We start from the raw sequence: 16724 nt of genomic DNA, 5'->3' as shown, positions 1-16724 counted from the left end.
TCTCGCAAACTTACTTATTATTTAACTTAAGTGCCATTAAATGCCTGTCTTTTTGAGCTTGGCGAGTATTAATTGCAGTATTTGTAAAATAATGATGATTTCCTAAAAAGCGTATCTGCAGTTTATCCCATTCATTGCGGGTACTTATTACACCTAATGTGCATAACTCCGCAAAAAGCTTCTCCCCTATGGTAAAGAAATCATTGCGGCCTAAATAATCCAGATCGGCATCGGACAATATCATCTCCAACTTGTTTTGCGGCGATTGCGGAATGCGGGTAGCCCTAATCATGCCACAAATACGGTCAATCTCCTGGCCCGTATAATTGAAGCCTGGTAATACGGTCAGTGCTATCCTGCAGGAGGCTTCTTCATGCTGATTGGGGCCTTCTAAAAAGCCGGCATCATGGTACCATGCCGCTGTAAGCAGCAGTTTCATTTCGTATTCCGTTAAGCCTTCCTGTGCACCAATCTCCGCGGCTGCATTATATACATCTTGCGTGTGCTCAACGCTATGATAATAGAAGTGATGAGGGAACTCGCGCTGTAGCTTTTGAAGAATATAGGCGCCGGCGGGCTCAAACTGCATGTGTCGGTTATAATTGTTGCAGGCTAATATAAATACTTCGAACAATCAACCAGCTATTATTCCATAAGTAATATAATTTTCATTTGTAAGGCAAATAGCTATCTTTAAACCACAACTAAGAACCGTAATTGATTATATGCAGATTTTCCCCCTTCTGGCAGCTTTCCTTTTTCTGCGGCATGTAAAACGAGGGTTAAAAACCACAGATGTATTCCTTAAATGGAACGCTCTACTAACCACAACAGGATGGATTATAGTTGCTGTGTTTTTCGCCACAGAAAATTTGCTGGATGATTGGATGAATAACATCATAAGCGGTTTAATATTGCTTGGTTTGGTTTGGTATGCGCAAAATGAAGAGGATTTTAAATCATTCAGAGCGTTTGCTTACTCACACGTTCCGCTTGGTGCACTATCTATAATATATGGGTTAGCCGAACTGATAGCGCCAGATTACAGCTGGCACAAATATTTGCAATTAGCCATATTAGGCGCGTTTTGTTGGATTTTTGGCCGGGCAGCCACTTTCAGAAAACAACAGAAAGAAGTGGAAGCCGTTACTGGTAAAAACACGCAGTTGGAAATGCTGGTGGCCGAACGCACGGCCGAGCTTACGCGGCAAAAGAATGAGCTTCAGCAAACAGTTGATACGCTAAAAACCACCCAACAGCAATTAATTCAGGCCGAAAAGCTGGCCTCATTAGGTGAGCTTACAGCTGGTATAGCGCATGAGATACAGAACCCCCTAAACTTTGTAAACAATTTCTCGGAAGTTACCATCGAATTAATGGATGAACTGGAGGAAGAAATTACTAAAGGTGATAGGGAGGAGATTACAGCTATCGTTTCAGACATTAAGCAAAACCTGGAAAAAATAACCCACCACGGGCACCGGGCTGATAGCATTGTGAAAGGCATGTTGCAGCACAGCCGGACCAGCAACGGCCAAAAAGAACCTACCGATATTAATGCACTGGCCGATGAGTACCTGCGCCTGGCTTACCATGGGCTTAGAGCCAAAGATAAAAGCTTTAATGCCGAGATGATTACGCAGTACCAGGAGGCACTACCCAAAATAAGTGCAGTGCCGCAGGATGTTGGCCGTGTGCTGCTTAATTTGTACACCAACGCCTTTTATGCTATAAAGCAAAAAGCCGCACAACAAGGCCCTAACTTTAAGCCAACGGTGCAGGTAACAACATCGCTCATAGGCAACCGCATCTACGTATCGGTTAAGGATAACGGCACCGGTATACCCGAAGCTGTGAAAGACAAGATTATGCAACCTTTCTTTACCACAAAGCCAACCGGCGAGGGTACCGGCCTGGGCTTATCCCTCAGCTACGACATTATAGTAAAAGGCCACGGCGGAAAGATTGACATTGATACGCAGGAAGGTGAATACACCGAATTTATAATTACCCTGCCTGTACGGGCATAACTTAAACTATTGATTATATTTGACTGATGGCTATGAAAATATTAGTTGTAGATGATGAGGCCGACGTACAGCCACTTTTTTTACAGCGTTTTCGCAAAGAAATTCGTAGTGGGGAGCTGGAGTTCGATTTTGCCCTGTCTGGGGAGCAGGCGCTTACTTACCTGCATAACAAACACTCCGAAGTTGTACTTATCCTTTCGGACATTAATATGCCGGGCATGAGCGGCATTGAGCTACTTGGCCACATTAGACATGATTTTGCCAATCCGCCACCACCGCCGGTGGTAATGATGGTTACGGCTTATGGTGATGAGGAAAACCACCGCCAGGCCATGCAAAACGGCGCCAACGATTTTTTGACAAAGCCTCTCGATTTTAGTTTATTAAAAGAAAAACTTAAAAACTTTATTGCATAATGGCCAAAATACTGGTAGTGGATGATGAAGAAGACCTGGAAGTGCTGGTAAAACAAAAGTTTAGGCGCAAGATAAGGGAGCATGTATATGAGTTTGTATTTGCCCGCAATGGCCAGGAAGCGCTTGAAAAGGTAGCGGCACACCCAGATCTGGACATTATCCTGTCAGACATTAATATGCCCATTATGGACGGGTTGACCCTGTTGAGCAAATTACCCGAGGCCAACCCGATGATAAAAGCAGTAGTAGTATCGGCCTATGGCGATATGCAGAATATTCGTACCGCCATGAACCGCGGCGCTTATGATTTTGTATGCAAGCCGGTTGATTTTGAGGATCTTGAACTCACCATGCAAAAGACGATAGATCATGTAAAGCAGCTTCAGGATACCCTTAAAGCCATAAAGGAGAACAACATCCTTAAAATGTATGTGGATGAGAACGTACTCAATTTCATGACGCACAAGGAGTTTGAAAGCAGCTTATTAAAAAATGAGCTGCTGGAAGCTACGGTGATGTTTGTAGATGTTTGCGGTTTTACTGCCATTACCGAGCAGGTGCCGGCCAACCAGGTGGTTGAGCTACTGAACAGCCTTTTTGATAAGATAGTAAAAGAAATTATAGCCCAGGGCGGCCACGTAGATAAATTTATGGGTGATGCGGTAATGGCGGTATTTAGGGGCGATTACCACCTGGACCGTGCGATTGATGCTGCGCTGTCGATAAAACATGCGCTGAACGATGTACAAAACATTACTGCAGGCGACAAGACTTACAAACCACAAATTTCGGTAGGAATAAATTCTGGCGAAATGATTTCTGGCAACATTGGTTCAGCCTCCCTTAAACGGCTTGACTATACGGTAATTGGCGATGCGGTTAACCTGGCTCAGCGCATTCAATCGGCAGCCAAAGCCAACCAAATTGTTATTACGGAAGAAACTTATCAGAAAGCAAAAACCTCTTTTAGTTGCGAAGCTATTGGCGAAGTGCATTTAAAAAACAAGGCCAAACCGGTAATGCTTTACGAGGTACATGAATAATTAGCTTACACCGTTGTTTTTAGCATCGGTTTATAGCACATTAGCATGCTGACATGCAAAAGAAATAACATGAAGCTAAAAATTAAAAGCTGAGCAATGCTGCAAACCAGCGCAGACTCATCTGGTTACGCAATCAATATCATTACTTGCAAGGCATCATTGTCACAATTAAGTATCCCTTTCCTAATCATTAGTTACTGCACTTGCCAGCCTTCTGTTCTGAATTTTGCACAGTTAGGTAGAGAGGTTATATCCTTAGGCAAGGCTATATCCTATTGCACAAGCCGAAGAATGGTATGCAGACCGGCCAGTGCTCTTCTTAGTAAAATAGCATTTCCCTATAAAGAAGATAAGCGCAATAATGAGTATCAACTTTAGCCAGAACTTAACAATTTTCAGGAAAAGCATCAGCACTATAACACTGCATATAGCAATAGTTACCCAAGAGGTTGTAGATAATAAGAGAACAGATAAATTTTGCATAACATTTGCCCCTATACGTATAGTGTATGCATTATTACATGCCCACTAAACGTATGTCAAAACTATAAAAGGAATTTTAAAAAGAGAATGTTTTAACGGCCGAATAAAAAGCAATGTTAACTTCTTAAACATCCGTTAAAACTATATCGACAACGCAAGGGGGAACAAAAGCCTGCAGAACGTTAAACGATTGCCGGTGTTGTAAATCTTTCCTCGCGTTTAACTGTTGGTTGCTTCATTGACACAACGCGGTCGGGGTTTATGTATTCCATACACTTTTCTATTAGCTGGTTGGCAACCATTGCCAATAAAAAAAAGTTACTAATAAATGCAAGCACTAATAGGGCACTTAATGTAAAAGTACGGCTTAGTATACTACGAAAAGCTTTATACATACAATAGTGATTTAGGGGGTATGTAGCTTGTGTACGTTATATACTGGATTTTGTTACAACTAATTTGCCTTACTTATGCCATTTTGTATCGAAAAGCATGATTAGAGAAGCATCCAGACCTATCAGGATGTGAAAGATGAAGATGACTCCTTGATAAAAGATTGTGATGACAAATAATTGCCTTGCTTTCCCACCAGGTAGAGCGTATCATTACAATAATAACAACAAAACCTACGTATGGGCAAGAAAAAGAACAGGCTTTTTACCAGCCTGCTTCGCTTAATACGGTGTAACGGCGCAATACCACATTTAGGGCATGTATTTTTAGGGGCGTTCATGAAATGGGTTATATAGTTGATTAGTCAATTTAGGGGTGACAATACAAATATAACATTTCAATTGTAAAATATTAATACACAATTAAATACACAATCAACTGATAGTATATTTAACTGTTGGTTTATTAAAAATTTCACCTTTAGGAAAAACGCAGCTTTTCCTTTGGATAAAGCTGCGTTTTAGTTATAACATCTTGCTATATTATTAACTACCAAGCAAGCTTAAAAAGGATTATTGCGCTAATGATTTAAACCAGGGTAAGGCATCCAGCATCATGGGCGTTACACTGGTTTCGTGTGTGCCTCCCGGAATTGAAGTTAACGTTATTTGCGCCGAACCGGCCGCCTTAAACCTGTTAAATGTAGATTGGCTGGTTTCATAATAAACATTTTGATCTGCCGTGCCATGGTATAACCTGGTTGGGCTAACCGGATACCAATTAGGAAAGCTATTGGCCGCTACTTGAGCTTTGAAATTAGTTTCGGCCAACGGGTTACTTAAACTACTGTAAAAAGTGGGGTTAAAAAGCGCAGAAGGGGCAGCAGGCAGGGCAGCGTTAATCTGGTCGCTGGTTTTGCTGCCATCCAATAAGCCTGGTATATTAGTGGCATAGGGCTGGGTAAAAAAGTCGGTTAAAGGACGGTTATAATTATAAATAGAATTATAACCAATCATAAATAACGCAAAGAAAGACGGATCAGGATAGGTAGGCACCGTGGCTACCTTAGCTAACATGCCCGAAACATCATAGCCACCAGCACCTTCAGCAGCAGCTGTTAAGGTTAAGTTATGACTGGTATGGGTTTCAATTTCTTTTTGAGCCGCCATAGTTACATACCCGCCTTCCGAATACCCGATCAGAAACAGCTTATTATTAACTGCAATGTTCTTATCCTTTAAGTAATACTTTGCAGCCTTCAGCATATCGGTTACAGCCAAACCTGAAGTTTGCATGTCATAGTAAGGATGAATAATATCTTTTGATACGCCATAGCCAATAAAATCGGGGATAACCGTAATGAAACCAGCTGATGCAAATAATTCAAAACCGGTAAACGTGTTTGGAAAGTTCGACGGCGCATCAGCATCTCTGAACATAGTACCATGCTGCGCGCTGAGCAACGCGGGAGTTGTGGTCATGCCTTTGGGAATACACAACAAGCCGGAAGCATTAATCTTACTGCCTTTGTATGTTGTTTGGTAAGTAATTTTATAAAAGTCTACATCATACTGTATAAGCGGCAAAAAAGATCCAAAACCTTGCAATGCAGCTAAAGCTTGCAATTGTACTTTTGTAAAACTACCCGAAGTTGCAGACGACACAAAGAACTCCTTATTAGAATCTGTTTGTTCTGGTTCATCTTCGTTACGGTCTTTTTTACAACCGCTGAAAATCAGCAGCATAACCAGCAGGTAGCTGGCATAATGTAATTTTTTTTTCATGTGATTAAGATTTTTGCGTGAGCAATCTACATATTAATTATCGAGAATATAAATTAAATAAAAATTAAATCAGAGCTTCGATTTGTCAATTTATTCTTTCTCTATCAAGCAATTTCCTGCGGCTATAATCAATTAAAAAAACAATTCTATCGGGCCAATCCTTTATATATTACTTATGGAAACTGATAAAATAGCAGTTAATAATTATGTACACCTGCAAGCTGCCGGGGCGTTAGAAATCTGCCGTGTTTTAGGTGTCGGCGACCAAATCACAGTTGCATCTATCAATGATCCATTTGCAAACCTGCAGTTACAGCCTGCAGAAGTAGCACCCATTCCGCTGACAGATTTATGGCTACTGGAGCTTAACTTTACCCAAGCCCCCGGAGACCAAAACTTTGCCATACCCACACAAAAAAAGTTTACTCGCAATGGCATAACCGTATCGTTGCAACCAACTGACGCAGACGTGGAAGAAATCACCATTTCAAGTGAGGCAAATAATAACAGTCAAACCATAAAGTATGTACATGAACTGCAGAACTACGTTACCAGCCATACCAGCGAGGTTTTAAGTCTCCCATAGTTTATTGATACCAAAGCAATCAGGCATCACCTAATACAACAGCAATAGAACGTAATTAAAAATAAGCCGGCTCAGGTACTATGAAACCCTTGCCGGCTCTAACTATTAACTGACTTATTAAATTTTTAAGCGCCCAACACGTAAGTCACATCATTAAGCGATATATCTAGCCAACAGAAAATCTTCTGCAATTATTTAACAATGCGGGGTGCTGAACGACCTTGAATAGGTTTTTAGAAACCCCTTCGGGTTCACCATTACTTCTATATAATCTTTCCATTAACCTGGATGATGGCATACACGCTACCAAAATTAGTAAGCTATTTCAATGGATAGATTGATAGACAAAGGTGCTTTCAGGTTCAGTTCGTAGTAGCTGTTTTGGGTTCCACCGATTTGATTGAAAACACGAAAACATCAAAGACGCTGATGAAATGAGTACCGAAGCAAAAAGCCTGATCATTGCGCATTATTTAGAGCATAGTTATCTAATAATAACGGCATTATGAACGTCTTTAAATCCTCGTAAAGCAGATTGCGCAATGGTGAGAAAAAGTGTGCAGTGTAGTATTATCTGACTTTAATCTTTACCTGCTTTTAAAAACCCCTCTAATGGTGTTTTGCTCCAACTACTTGAAAATATGGGTTTTCCAGGAGCTATCTTCTTGAGACTTGGAAATGGCTTCATACTTTTCATTCCCTTTCCTATTTCACTTGAGGTAATCAAGTTGGCAGCGCCTTTTTGAGCACCAACAATGTCCCCGTCATTATTATATATAATGCCGTTTGCATACCAACCCAAATGATCGCCATTGAACCCGTAAATATGCCAGGCATTATATGCATCACTTAAATAGGCAACCGGCGCGCCGTCCCATAAGTATATTGTCGAATCTTCACTAATAAATGCTTTAGCTTCACCTTCTTTATCGAAAAGAGAAGTCTCATTTCTACCCCACAGTCCGAAGGATGATGCACTTATAAGCACAGTCAACATAGCAACAAAAAGCTTTCCTTTCATAATATCCAATCGCTCTCGAATATACTACTTTAAAAATCGGGCCAGGAGTGTTAGTGCGGGCTAAAAAGCTATTTAACGCGAATGTTGGTCTAAATCGACAACCACTGCCTTCACAATTAAATACACAATCAACTATATTATTGTACTGTTAAGGTTAGTTTACAGATGTTTATAGAATATCATTCTTATAATCATGAAGAAGTTAGTCTATTTGTCGTTGTTTAGTTTACTGTTTATTACCTCATGTGAAAAGAAAGAAGACGAAGAAATTGAATTCACTGTTGTTGGTACCTGGAAGGCCAGAAAATTTAGCCTTGATGTGGTTAATTGCGGAAATGCAGGCAACCCTGGGAGCAGCAGTGTAACGCGAGAGGGAAGTCAGTTGTCGAATATTCTTTTGATCAGTCCTGATGGCTCTGGCAATATCACCGCGAACGGGGAGCTTTTAGCAACATTCAATTGGACTTATTCTGATCAGGATATTGACCACTTCTTTATCAAGTTTTCCAACTATAAGATTGTAAATGCAAAATCTGATGATTTGCTAGTAAACGCAATCTCTAATTTTAAGTTTGAGTTTCACGAATTCAGTGAAACCGCATTAGGTTTTTATAGCGTAACTTATCCATCGGCAGCTAACTCTTGCCTTACAGAATATAAGTGGTTTAATTGGGAGCGAATTTCTAAATAAGAAACCTCATTGCTAATACTGACACCCAAATACAAAGAAGCATTTCCATCAACCCATCTAAAACCTGCCGTTTAATCCCAGTTTGCAAGCACTGTATTCAAATTTGAGATATTAGAAGCTGAGATTGTCGAGCGCCTGGATCAGTTGAGCATCCAGGGTGTCAAATACATGCAACCCACCGGCATTGATGATTCGCTAGTTATTCAGCTGGATTTGATGTGGTTCCTTAACCACAAAGATTTAAATTCATAGTGGAAACTGGACTACGTGGCATTAGTAATCTGCTTAGAACTAAAGCTTTAAATTCATATCACTATTTCGTTTTAGGATGTAAATGATCGAGACCTGGTACAAGTTATTATTATCTTACTGGCATATATATTTACCATTGGAGTATCGGTCGCGTCCTAAACCCAAGTATAGCTTATTGTTTATTTCCCATCATGAATCCCTCAGTTTAACAGACCCAGCCGGTATAATAGCTGTAATTCTTGACTGGTGGCCATTTGTCATCCTCTAAGTTATACATCGCAAAAAGGGATGAGTAAATCGACACATAACCGCTTGATTGATGACCTCCGTAAGTACAAATCTTGGTTCCTAAATTAACTAGGTAAGGGGTCATTGAGCCGACCTGCTTATCTTCAATCCAGCTTTAAGTATCAGTGATTTATTGCTGATATTAATTTCATAAAAAGTACGCATGGTTTTATTAAACACTCTTAAGCAATTAAACAGAAACTTACTTCAATACTTGGAAAATTCAAGCTCCGAATATAATCGTTGTCAAAATGCTACAAGAAAATGATAATCAAGTGCAATTATCTCACGCTATCTATAATTACTATTACCACAGGTTTTAACAGCCGCTACCAATTACCATAACCGAAGCTAGACAATTACTTTTTAAACCGAGTAAAGCAAGCATCATCATGGCAGGCTAATGCTACTGCCGGGGGGTACTGCTTCGACTTCAATTTCGTTTGCGCTTGTGTATACAAACAGGCCAGCAGTTTATTGTCTAATTTTTGGGTGGTCTGAGCTGTTTGTTAAACTACAATTTCGTTAACCTTAAAACTTACACTATGACCTAACAGTACATCTATCCTCACGCAAAAGCAATTTTGGTAAGCTACCACGCTTGCTACAAGACCAATTACTAAAACCAACGATTATGAAAAACTTTACTCTGCTCAAAAAAGCAGGCAGCCGCACTTTTCAGGTGCTTTTTCTGTTGCTGCTGCTCTGCACTAGCCGGCTTACGGCCCAAACCAACACACCTGTGCCTATTACCGGCCGTATTACCTCCAATAGTGGCGAAGAATTAGTAGGCGTCAGCATTAGAATTAAAAATGGTAGTACCGCTACCATGACTGACGTGAACGGTAACTTCAAAATAATAGCTCCTGATAATGTCACCCTTGTGGTTACTTATGTAGGCTATGTTACCCAGGAAGTTGCGCTTGCCGGAAGGCAAAACGTGAATATTACCTTACAAAATGACAATAAAGCGCTTGAAGATGTAGTAGTGGTAGGTTATGGCGTGCAACGAAAGGCCAACCTTACTGGTTCAGTAGGCACAGTTACCGGGGCAACCCTAACCGAAAGGCCTGCCCCAAACGCGGCTAACTTGTTACAAGGTCGTATAGCAGGCCTGCAGGTAACCCAGCCTTCGGCCGAACCAGGTCGTGATAATCCGGGCTTTCTCATCAGGGGACGTGGCTCGTTCAGTTCGGGTACAAATACACAGCCATTGGTATTGGTCGACGGCGTGATTGGCAATATGTCTGTTCTTTCGCCTGATGATATTGAAAATGTTACGGTGTTAAAAGATGCCGCATCGGCCTCTATATACGGTGCACGTGCAGCTAACGGCGTCGTGCTGGTAACCACTAAAAAAGGAAAAAAAGGCACTACCACGGTAAGCTACCGGGGTAACGTCTCTATCAACGTAGCCAATGCCCTGCCTGATCTGATTACCAACTCGGTAGACTATATGGAAATGTACCGCACAGCAGCACGCAGGCAGGGCCTACCCGAAATTTACACCCAGGCACGTATTGATGCTTACCGCAACGCTTCGGATAAAAACCAGTACCCCAATTTTGACTACCTCGATTATTATATTCAGCCAGCAGTGGTTAACAACCATAATATCAGCGTGTCGGGTGGTAGTGATAAAAGTGCATTCAATGTATCGGCCAGCTATTTGAATCAGAACGGTGTATTGCCCAATTACAAGTTTAAGCGGTATAACACATTGCTTAACTATACCAACCAAATCAGCAAAGCGGTAAGTTTTGGTACATCCTTAAACCTGGCCTATCGTGACCGTACTGATCCGCCTTTTACAAGCGAGAACATGATGCTACTGGTATTGGCTGCTGGTCCGCTTTATGGTCCCTACCTGCCCGATGGCAGCGGCCGTATTGCACAGCGCGCATACGAGAACGAAGGCCGCAACCGTAACCCTGAAACGGTTTTCAACATGGGTTACCAAAACACTAAGGAGTACAACTTTAACGGACAAGCCTACCTGGATGTAAAGTTTCTGCCTAATCTTACCTGGTCTACGAAAGTAGCGGTAAATTATGTGGATGAGTACTATAAAATGTACCAGCACGGTATCAATACCTACCTGCTGCAGGAACGGGGCGCCAACGGCGATTACAAGTTTTTTGATAATGGTCCGCCAGATATTCTGGGCGTTACCGATCAGTATACCAAAACCATATCGCCTACCGTTTACAGTACGCTAACTTATCAAACCACCGTAGCAAAAGATCACAACTTTAAAGTACTGGCCGGGTATGAGCAGCTATTCAACCGCTATCAAACCTTACGCGCAAACCGGCCCAACAGCGCGTTTCCTATTTTGGAGGAATTGAGCGGTTATTCGCCAACCAATCAGACACTGTTTAACACTTCACCCAGGCTGCCGGGAATACCGGTTAACCCATCGGAGTGGGCCATGCAGTCCTTTTTCGGCCGGTTGAATTATAACTTTAAGAATAAATACCTGCTCGAAGCTAACTTGCGTTATGACGGCACTTCCAAAGTTTCGCCACAATACCGCTGGGGAGCATTCCCTTCAGTTTCGGCAGGCTGGCTGGTTTCTGAGGAAAGCTTTATGCGCCGGTTTAACTGGTTAACGAGCTTTAAAGTGCGTGGATCATACGGTGTACTGGGTAACCAGGATGTGGGTACTTACTTGTACCAGGATAACTTGGTGACTGATAATATTGGTTATCCATTTGGCAACACGGCTTTGCAGCAAGGCGCCGTAATCAGCATACTGCGCGACCAGAGCCTGCGTTGGGAATCAACCCGTATAGTTGACTTGGGCTTTGATTTTGAGGCCTGGCGGGGTTTGTTAGGTATTACGTTTGATTGGTTTGATAAAAAGACCTATAACGTACTGGCACAACAACCCGTACCCGCGAGTTTGGGTTTAGGTGCCCCCACCACTAACGACGGCGAACTACAAAACCGTGGTGTGGAATTGGAACTAAGACATGATAACCGGATTGGCCAGTTCACCTACGGCGCCAACGTGGTGTTTGCTACTGCTAAAAACAAGCTGCTTAAAATACGTACGCCAAGTACCAGCGGCACCAGTATAAGGCAGGTTGGCCTACCATACGATGCCCATTACCTGTATGTATGGGACGGCATTTTCCAGGTAGAGGATATAGGTAATCCGGCGGTACCACGCCACGCACTTAACCCTAATCCTAAACCCGGCGATCTGAAGATTAAAGATCTTAATGGTGATAACGTAGTGGATGCCAATGATCGTACTGTTGTTGATGGCGCTTATGCTGACTACACCTACTCATTCGGTTTTCATGTGGGCTACAAAGCATTTAACCTGAGTACTTTCTTTCAGGGTGTACAAGGCTTAAAAAACCGGGTGAATAACTGGGGCATTGATCCATTTATGCAGGGCACCGCACCAACGGAAAAGTGGCGCAACGCCTGGACACCTGAGAACCGCAGCCAAACCTTACCTGCACTTTACATTGCGGGTTATACCGGGGTGGCCAATTATGTAGGTTCAACTTATTACCTGATGGATGCGTCTTACCTGCGTATGAAGAACGTTACGCTTACGTATACACTGCCAACCGACCTGATACGGAAAGTGGGGGCCAAGGGCGCCAGTATTTATTTCTCAGGCGAAAACCTGTTCACCATAACTAATTATGAAGGTGCTGATCCTGAAAGGCTGAACGGCAGCGTTGGGGGCCCTAGCGTAACGGGTAACTATGCCCAATATCCGCAAACCCGTATCTACAACTTTGGTATCAATGTTAAATTTTAAACTGAGCATCATGAAAACAAAATATTTACTGCGGTCGGCCTCAATGATTGTGCTGGTAGCTATATCATCCTGCAACAAGGACTTTTTAGATCGCAATCCTCTCAACAGTGTTTCGAGTCAGATCTTCTGGCAGTCTGAAACCGATGTGCAAACCGCGCTTGCAGGCGTGTACTCCAGGCTGCAGCAAAACTTTTTAGGTTACGAACGGGTTTATCTCGATGGCCTTTCAGATAATGCCTTTCTGGATAACAATACCAATCAAGGTGGTAACATGAATACGCTTACCACGGGTAACCTTTCGGCTGCCACAGGCGGCGCCATCAACAACCTGTACAGCTCACCTTACCGGGCTATATCAAGCTGTAACTTCTTTTTGGATAACGTAGACAAGGCGCCACTTACAGATGCCGCAAAGAACGTGTACAAAGCCGAGGTAAGATTCATCAGGGCACTGGCCTATTTTGACCTGGTGCAGTTGTTTGGCGGTGTGCCTATATACCGTACCAGTCCGCCTACCGCAGATGATGCCAAGATTGCCAAAAGCAGTGCGGCAGACGTATATGCCTTTATAAACGAAGACCTGGACTTTGCAATTGCCAACCTGCCCGATGACCGATATACCGGCCATGCGGTAAGAGGCAGTGCCAAAGGTATAAAGGTAAGGGTGCTATTAACCCAGCAACGCTGGGCTGAAGCTGCAGGCCTTGCACAGGAAATTATCAGCTCAGGTAAGTTTGCTTTGGCTAACAACTATGCCAACCTGTTTAAAACAGCCGGGCAGAGTAGCGGTGCAGGCAGTAACAACGAAATTATGTTTTCCACCCAGTACCTGGCGCCGAACAACATTCAAAGGGCCAACCAGGGCATGGATATTGAATTGGGCTGGTTCTCGCTCATTATGCCGTATAAAGATTTGATTGATGATTATGAGATGACCGATGGCAGGCGCATTACAGAATCTCCTTTGTATAATGCTGCGACACCCTATGCTAACCGGGACCCGCGTTTAGATCTTACGATTAAACTGCCGGGTGAAGTCTGGCGTAACGCACAGGGCACGGTTTGGTCAGGTAGCTACGTGTCGCAAACCACCTTCATTATGGAAAAGTATGTCGACCTTTCGCGAGCGCCTTTTACCACCTCAACAGCGCAGTCTACCGACCAGGACTATGTACATCTGCGTTATGCTGATGTTTTATTGATGTATGCGGAGGCCCAGAACGAGGCCAACGGCCCAAGCAGTAGCGTATACGATGCCGTGGATGCCGTAAGGGGCCGCGCCGGCGTTAATATGCCGCCGTTGGATCGAACCCGCTATAGCACCAAAGATCTACTGCGCGAAGCGATACGCCACGAACGACGCATTGAGCTGGCCTTGGAAGGACAACGCTATTTTGATTTGAAGCGCTGGAATATAGCCCACATTAAGCTGCCAACTTTAAAAACACCTGCGGGCACAACGCTGGTATTTGGCACTAACAATTACCTATTGCCGTTTCAGCAGAGTGAGCTGGACAATAACCCGCAACTAAGACAGAACACAGGTTATTAGAATCTCCATTTAACGATAAAGGCCTTGCTAAGCAAGGCCTTTTTTAATAACTTTAGGTTGGTAGATTGAATCTGTATTTCTTACTAATGTTATAAATTAATACAATAATTATACACATTATACAAAAAAGCCCTTCCATTTGCCATGGAAGGGCTTTTGTACCCCCGACGAGAATCGAACTCATATCTAAAGTTTAGGAAACTTCTATTCTATCCGTTGAACTACAGGGGCATTCGGTTAAAGTGCAAATGTGCAAATTTTTTGATTTATCTGCACATTTACAGCGCTGCTTATTTTTTGCAGCTTTTTTACCTGACCACCGAGCCGTTGTGCATATCGGCACCGGGTGATACAAAGCTGAGCTTACCCTGGGCATCCTCTGCCATCAGGATCATCCCCTGCGACAGGATACCCTTGATTTCGCGTGGCTCGAGGTTGACGAGTATGCTAACCTGCTTGCCAATAATGGCATCCGGCTCAAAATACTCGGCAATGCCCGACACTACCGTGCGCCGATCCAGTCCGGTATCAATAGTGAGCTTTAACAGTTTCTTGGTCTTGGCCACCTTTTCGGCTGTTAAAATAGTGCCGGTACGTATATCCATAGCTGCAAACTGCTCATAGTTGATGTTTTCTTTAGCAGGCACCAATGGTGTGGTTTCTTCTATTACGATTTCCAAAGCTTGCTTTTTATTAATCAGTTTCTGTATCTGTTTTTCAATCACTTCGTCTTCCAGCTTTTCAAATAACAGACTGGCCGCATTTAGCTGATGACCACTGGTAAATAACATTTCCTGATCAAAGTAGATCACATCATCGGGCCAGTTGAGCATGTACAATATCTTTTGCGCGGTACCCGGTAAAAACGGCTGCAGGCAGGTAGCAATATGCCCCATCAGCACCAAACAATTGTGCAGTGCTTGGCGTGCGGCTTCAGGGTTAGTTTTAATGGTCTTCCAGGGTTCCTGCTCGGTTAGATAACGGTTGCCCAAGCGTGCAATCTCCATAACAATCTGCTGTGCCTGCCTAAATTTATAGCTTTCAAAACTTTGCTCCAGCTCGTTGTACAAGCGATGGAGTTCGGTAGTTAAGCTTTCATCTTTTAAAGTAATCTGCGCAGTATCGGCCTCAACCTTACCGTCAAAAAACTTATGCATCAGTATCATTACCCGGTTAACCAAGTTACCTAAGATGGCCACCAGCTCGTTATTTACACGGGCCTGGTAATCTTTCCAGGTAAACTCACTGTCGCTGGTTTCGGGCGCTATGGCCGTTAGGTAGTAACGCAGCTCGTCTACCTTATCCGGAAAATCCTCAAGGTACTCATGCATTTCAATGCTCCAACCACGGCTGGTCGACATTTTATCGCCTTCCAGGTTCATAAACTCATTAGCAGGTACGTTATCAGGCAACACAAACTCTCCGTGCGCTTTTAGCATGGCCGGAAAAACGATACAATGGAACACGATATTATCCTTACCAATAAAGTGTACCAATTTGCTTTCGGGATCTTGCCAGTACAGTTTCCAGTCTTTACCGTTATTTAAGGCCCACTGCTTAGTGGCCGATATATAACCTATAGGCGCATCAAACCAAACATATAGCACTTTGCCATCGGCACCTTCAACAGGCACTTTTATACCCCAGTCTAAATCGCGCGTTACCGCGCGTGGGTGCAAGCCTCCGTCAATCCAGCTTTTGCACTGGCCGTATACGTTTGTTTTCCAGTCGTTGGCATGTCCCTCTAGTATCCACTCGCGCAGCCAGCCTTCATACTTATCTAACGGTAAATACCAGTGTTTGGTAGGTTTTAATACCGGCTTATTACCACTCAGGGTAGAGCGCGGATTAATCAGCTCATCGGGACTCAGGGAGCTGCCGCATTTTTCGCACTGATCGCCATAGGCATTATCGTTGCTGCAAACAGGGCAGGTACCTATTATATAGCGGTCGGCCAAAAAAGCCTTGGCTTCTTCATCATAATACTGGTCCGACTCGCGCTCCACAAAATCGCCTTTGGCGTTTAGCACCCTGAAAAAATCCTGCGCCGTTTCGTGGTGCAGGGGGGCACTAGTGCGGTGATAGATATCGAAAGAGATATTCAGCTTTTCGAAACAGTATTTGATCAGCTCATGATATTTATCGATAATAGCCCTTGGGGTTGTACCTTCTTTCATGGCTTGATTGGCAATGGCTGTGCCGTGCTCGTCAGACCCGCATACAAACACTACATCGCGGCGTTGCAGGCGCAGGTAACGCACATACAAATCGGCCGGAATGTAAGCGCCCGCCAGGTGACCAATATGTTTTGGGCCATTAGCATAAGGTAATGCCGCAGTTATGGTATATCGTTTATATTTTTGAGCTTCCAAATTGTTGTTCCGTTTTTCTATTTTGCAAA

The 16724-nt window shown here is 43.2% G+C and carries 11 protein-coding genes and 1 tRNA gene; 7 read left to right on the top strand and 5 right to left on the bottom strand.

Annotated features, from left to right (window positions below):
• Positions 1–10: 10 nt before the first annotated feature.
• Entirely contained in the window at positions 11–589 is a 579-nt protein-coding gene (locus tag ABDD95_RS01745; protein ID WP_345950184.1) for an HD domain-containing protein, read from the bottom strand.
• A gap of 136 nt (positions 590–725) precedes the next feature.
• Here ABDD95_RS01745 and ABDD95_RS01740 point away from each other — a divergent pair, with 136 nt between their 5' ends.
• From ABDD95_RS01740 to ABDD95_RS01730, 3 genes are read left to right on the top strand one after another with little or no spacing between them, the layout of a single operon-like run.
• On the top strand, positions 726–2030 hold the full coding sequence (locus tag ABDD95_RS01740; protein ID WP_345950183.1) for an ATP-binding protein: 1305 nt from the start codon (positions 726–728) through the stop codon (positions 2028–2030).
• Between the two features lie 32 nt (positions 2031–2062).
• Positions 2063–2446, top strand: a complete 384-nt coding sequence (locus tag ABDD95_RS01735; RefSeq protein ID WP_345950182.1) for a response regulator — start codon at positions 2063–2065, stop codon at positions 2444–2446.
• Positions 2446–3489 (top strand): adenylate/guanylate cyclase domain-containing protein, encoded by a 1044-nt coding sequence (locus ABDD95_RS01730; protein ID WP_345950181.1) that lies wholly within the window; start codon positions 2446–2448, stop codon positions 3487–3489. Before ABDD95_RS01735 ends, ABDD95_RS01730 begins: the two co-directional genes overlap by 1 nt.
• A gap of 1448 nt (positions 3490–4937) precedes the next feature.
• Here ABDD95_RS01730 and ABDD95_RS01725 read toward each other — a convergent pair.
• The gene (locus ABDD95_RS01725; RefSeq protein ID WP_345950180.1) at positions 4938–6149 is read right to left on the bottom strand and encodes a prolyl oligopeptidase family serine peptidase; all 1212 of its coding nucleotides are present in this window, start codon (positions 6147–6149) and stop codon (positions 4938–4940) included.
• Positions 6150–6324: 175 nt separating this feature from the next.
• On the opposite strand from ABDD95_RS01725, the gene ABDD95_RS01720 reads away from it, so the two are divergent.
• Complete coding sequence (locus tag ABDD95_RS01720; RefSeq protein ID WP_345950179.1) at positions 6325–6735, top strand: hypothetical protein; 411 nt, start codon at positions 6325–6327, stop codon at positions 6733–6735.
• Between the two features lie 580 nt (positions 6736–7315).
• Here the strand turns inward: ABDD95_RS01720 and ABDD95_RS01715 are convergent.
• Complete coding sequence (locus ABDD95_RS01715) at positions 7316–7756, bottom strand: 4-fold beta flower protein (protein WP_345950178.1); 441 nt, start codon at positions 7754–7756, stop codon at positions 7316–7318.
• 193 nt (positions 7757–7949) lie between these two features.
• Here ABDD95_RS01715 and ABDD95_RS01710 point away from each other — a divergent pair, with 193 nt between their 5' ends.
• From ABDD95_RS01710 to ABDD95_RS01700, 3 genes are all read left to right on the top strand, one after another.
• Complete coding sequence (locus tag ABDD95_RS01710; RefSeq protein WP_345950177.1) at positions 7950–8447, top strand: hypothetical protein; 498 nt, start codon at positions 7950–7952, stop codon at positions 8445–8447.
• Positions 8448–9621: 1174 nt separating this feature from the next.
• Entirely contained in the window at positions 9622–12771 is a 3150-nt protein-coding gene (locus ABDD95_RS01705; protein WP_345950176.1) for a TonB-dependent receptor, read from the top strand.
• Between the two features lie 10 nt (positions 12772–12781).
• A complete protein-coding gene (locus ABDD95_RS01700) occupies positions 12782–14323 on the top strand; it encodes a RagB/SusD family nutrient uptake outer membrane protein (protein ID WP_345950175.1) in 1542 nt (513 codons plus the stop codon).
• Positions 14324–14482: 159 nt separating this feature from the next.
• On the opposite strand, the gene ABDD95_RS01695 is transcribed toward ABDD95_RS01700, so the two are convergent.
• Positions 14483–14554 (bottom strand) — tRNA-Arg (locus tag ABDD95_RS01695).
• A 77-nt stretch (positions 14555–14631) separates the two neighbouring features.
• Positions 14632–16695, bottom strand: coding sequence for a methionine--tRNA ligase (gene metG, locus ABDD95_RS01690; RefSeq protein WP_345950174.1), 2064 nt, complete (start codon positions 16693–16695; stop codon positions 14632–14634).
• Between the last annotated feature and the right edge of the window lie 29 nt (positions 16696–16724).

The sequence above is a fragment of the Mucilaginibacter sp. PAMB04274 genome, assembly GCF_039634385.2.
Taxonomy (GTDB): Bacteria; Bacteroidota; Bacteroidia; order Sphingobacteriales; family Sphingobacteriaceae; genus Mucilaginibacter.
This window is presented reverse-complemented; position numbering and strand designations above follow the sequence as displayed.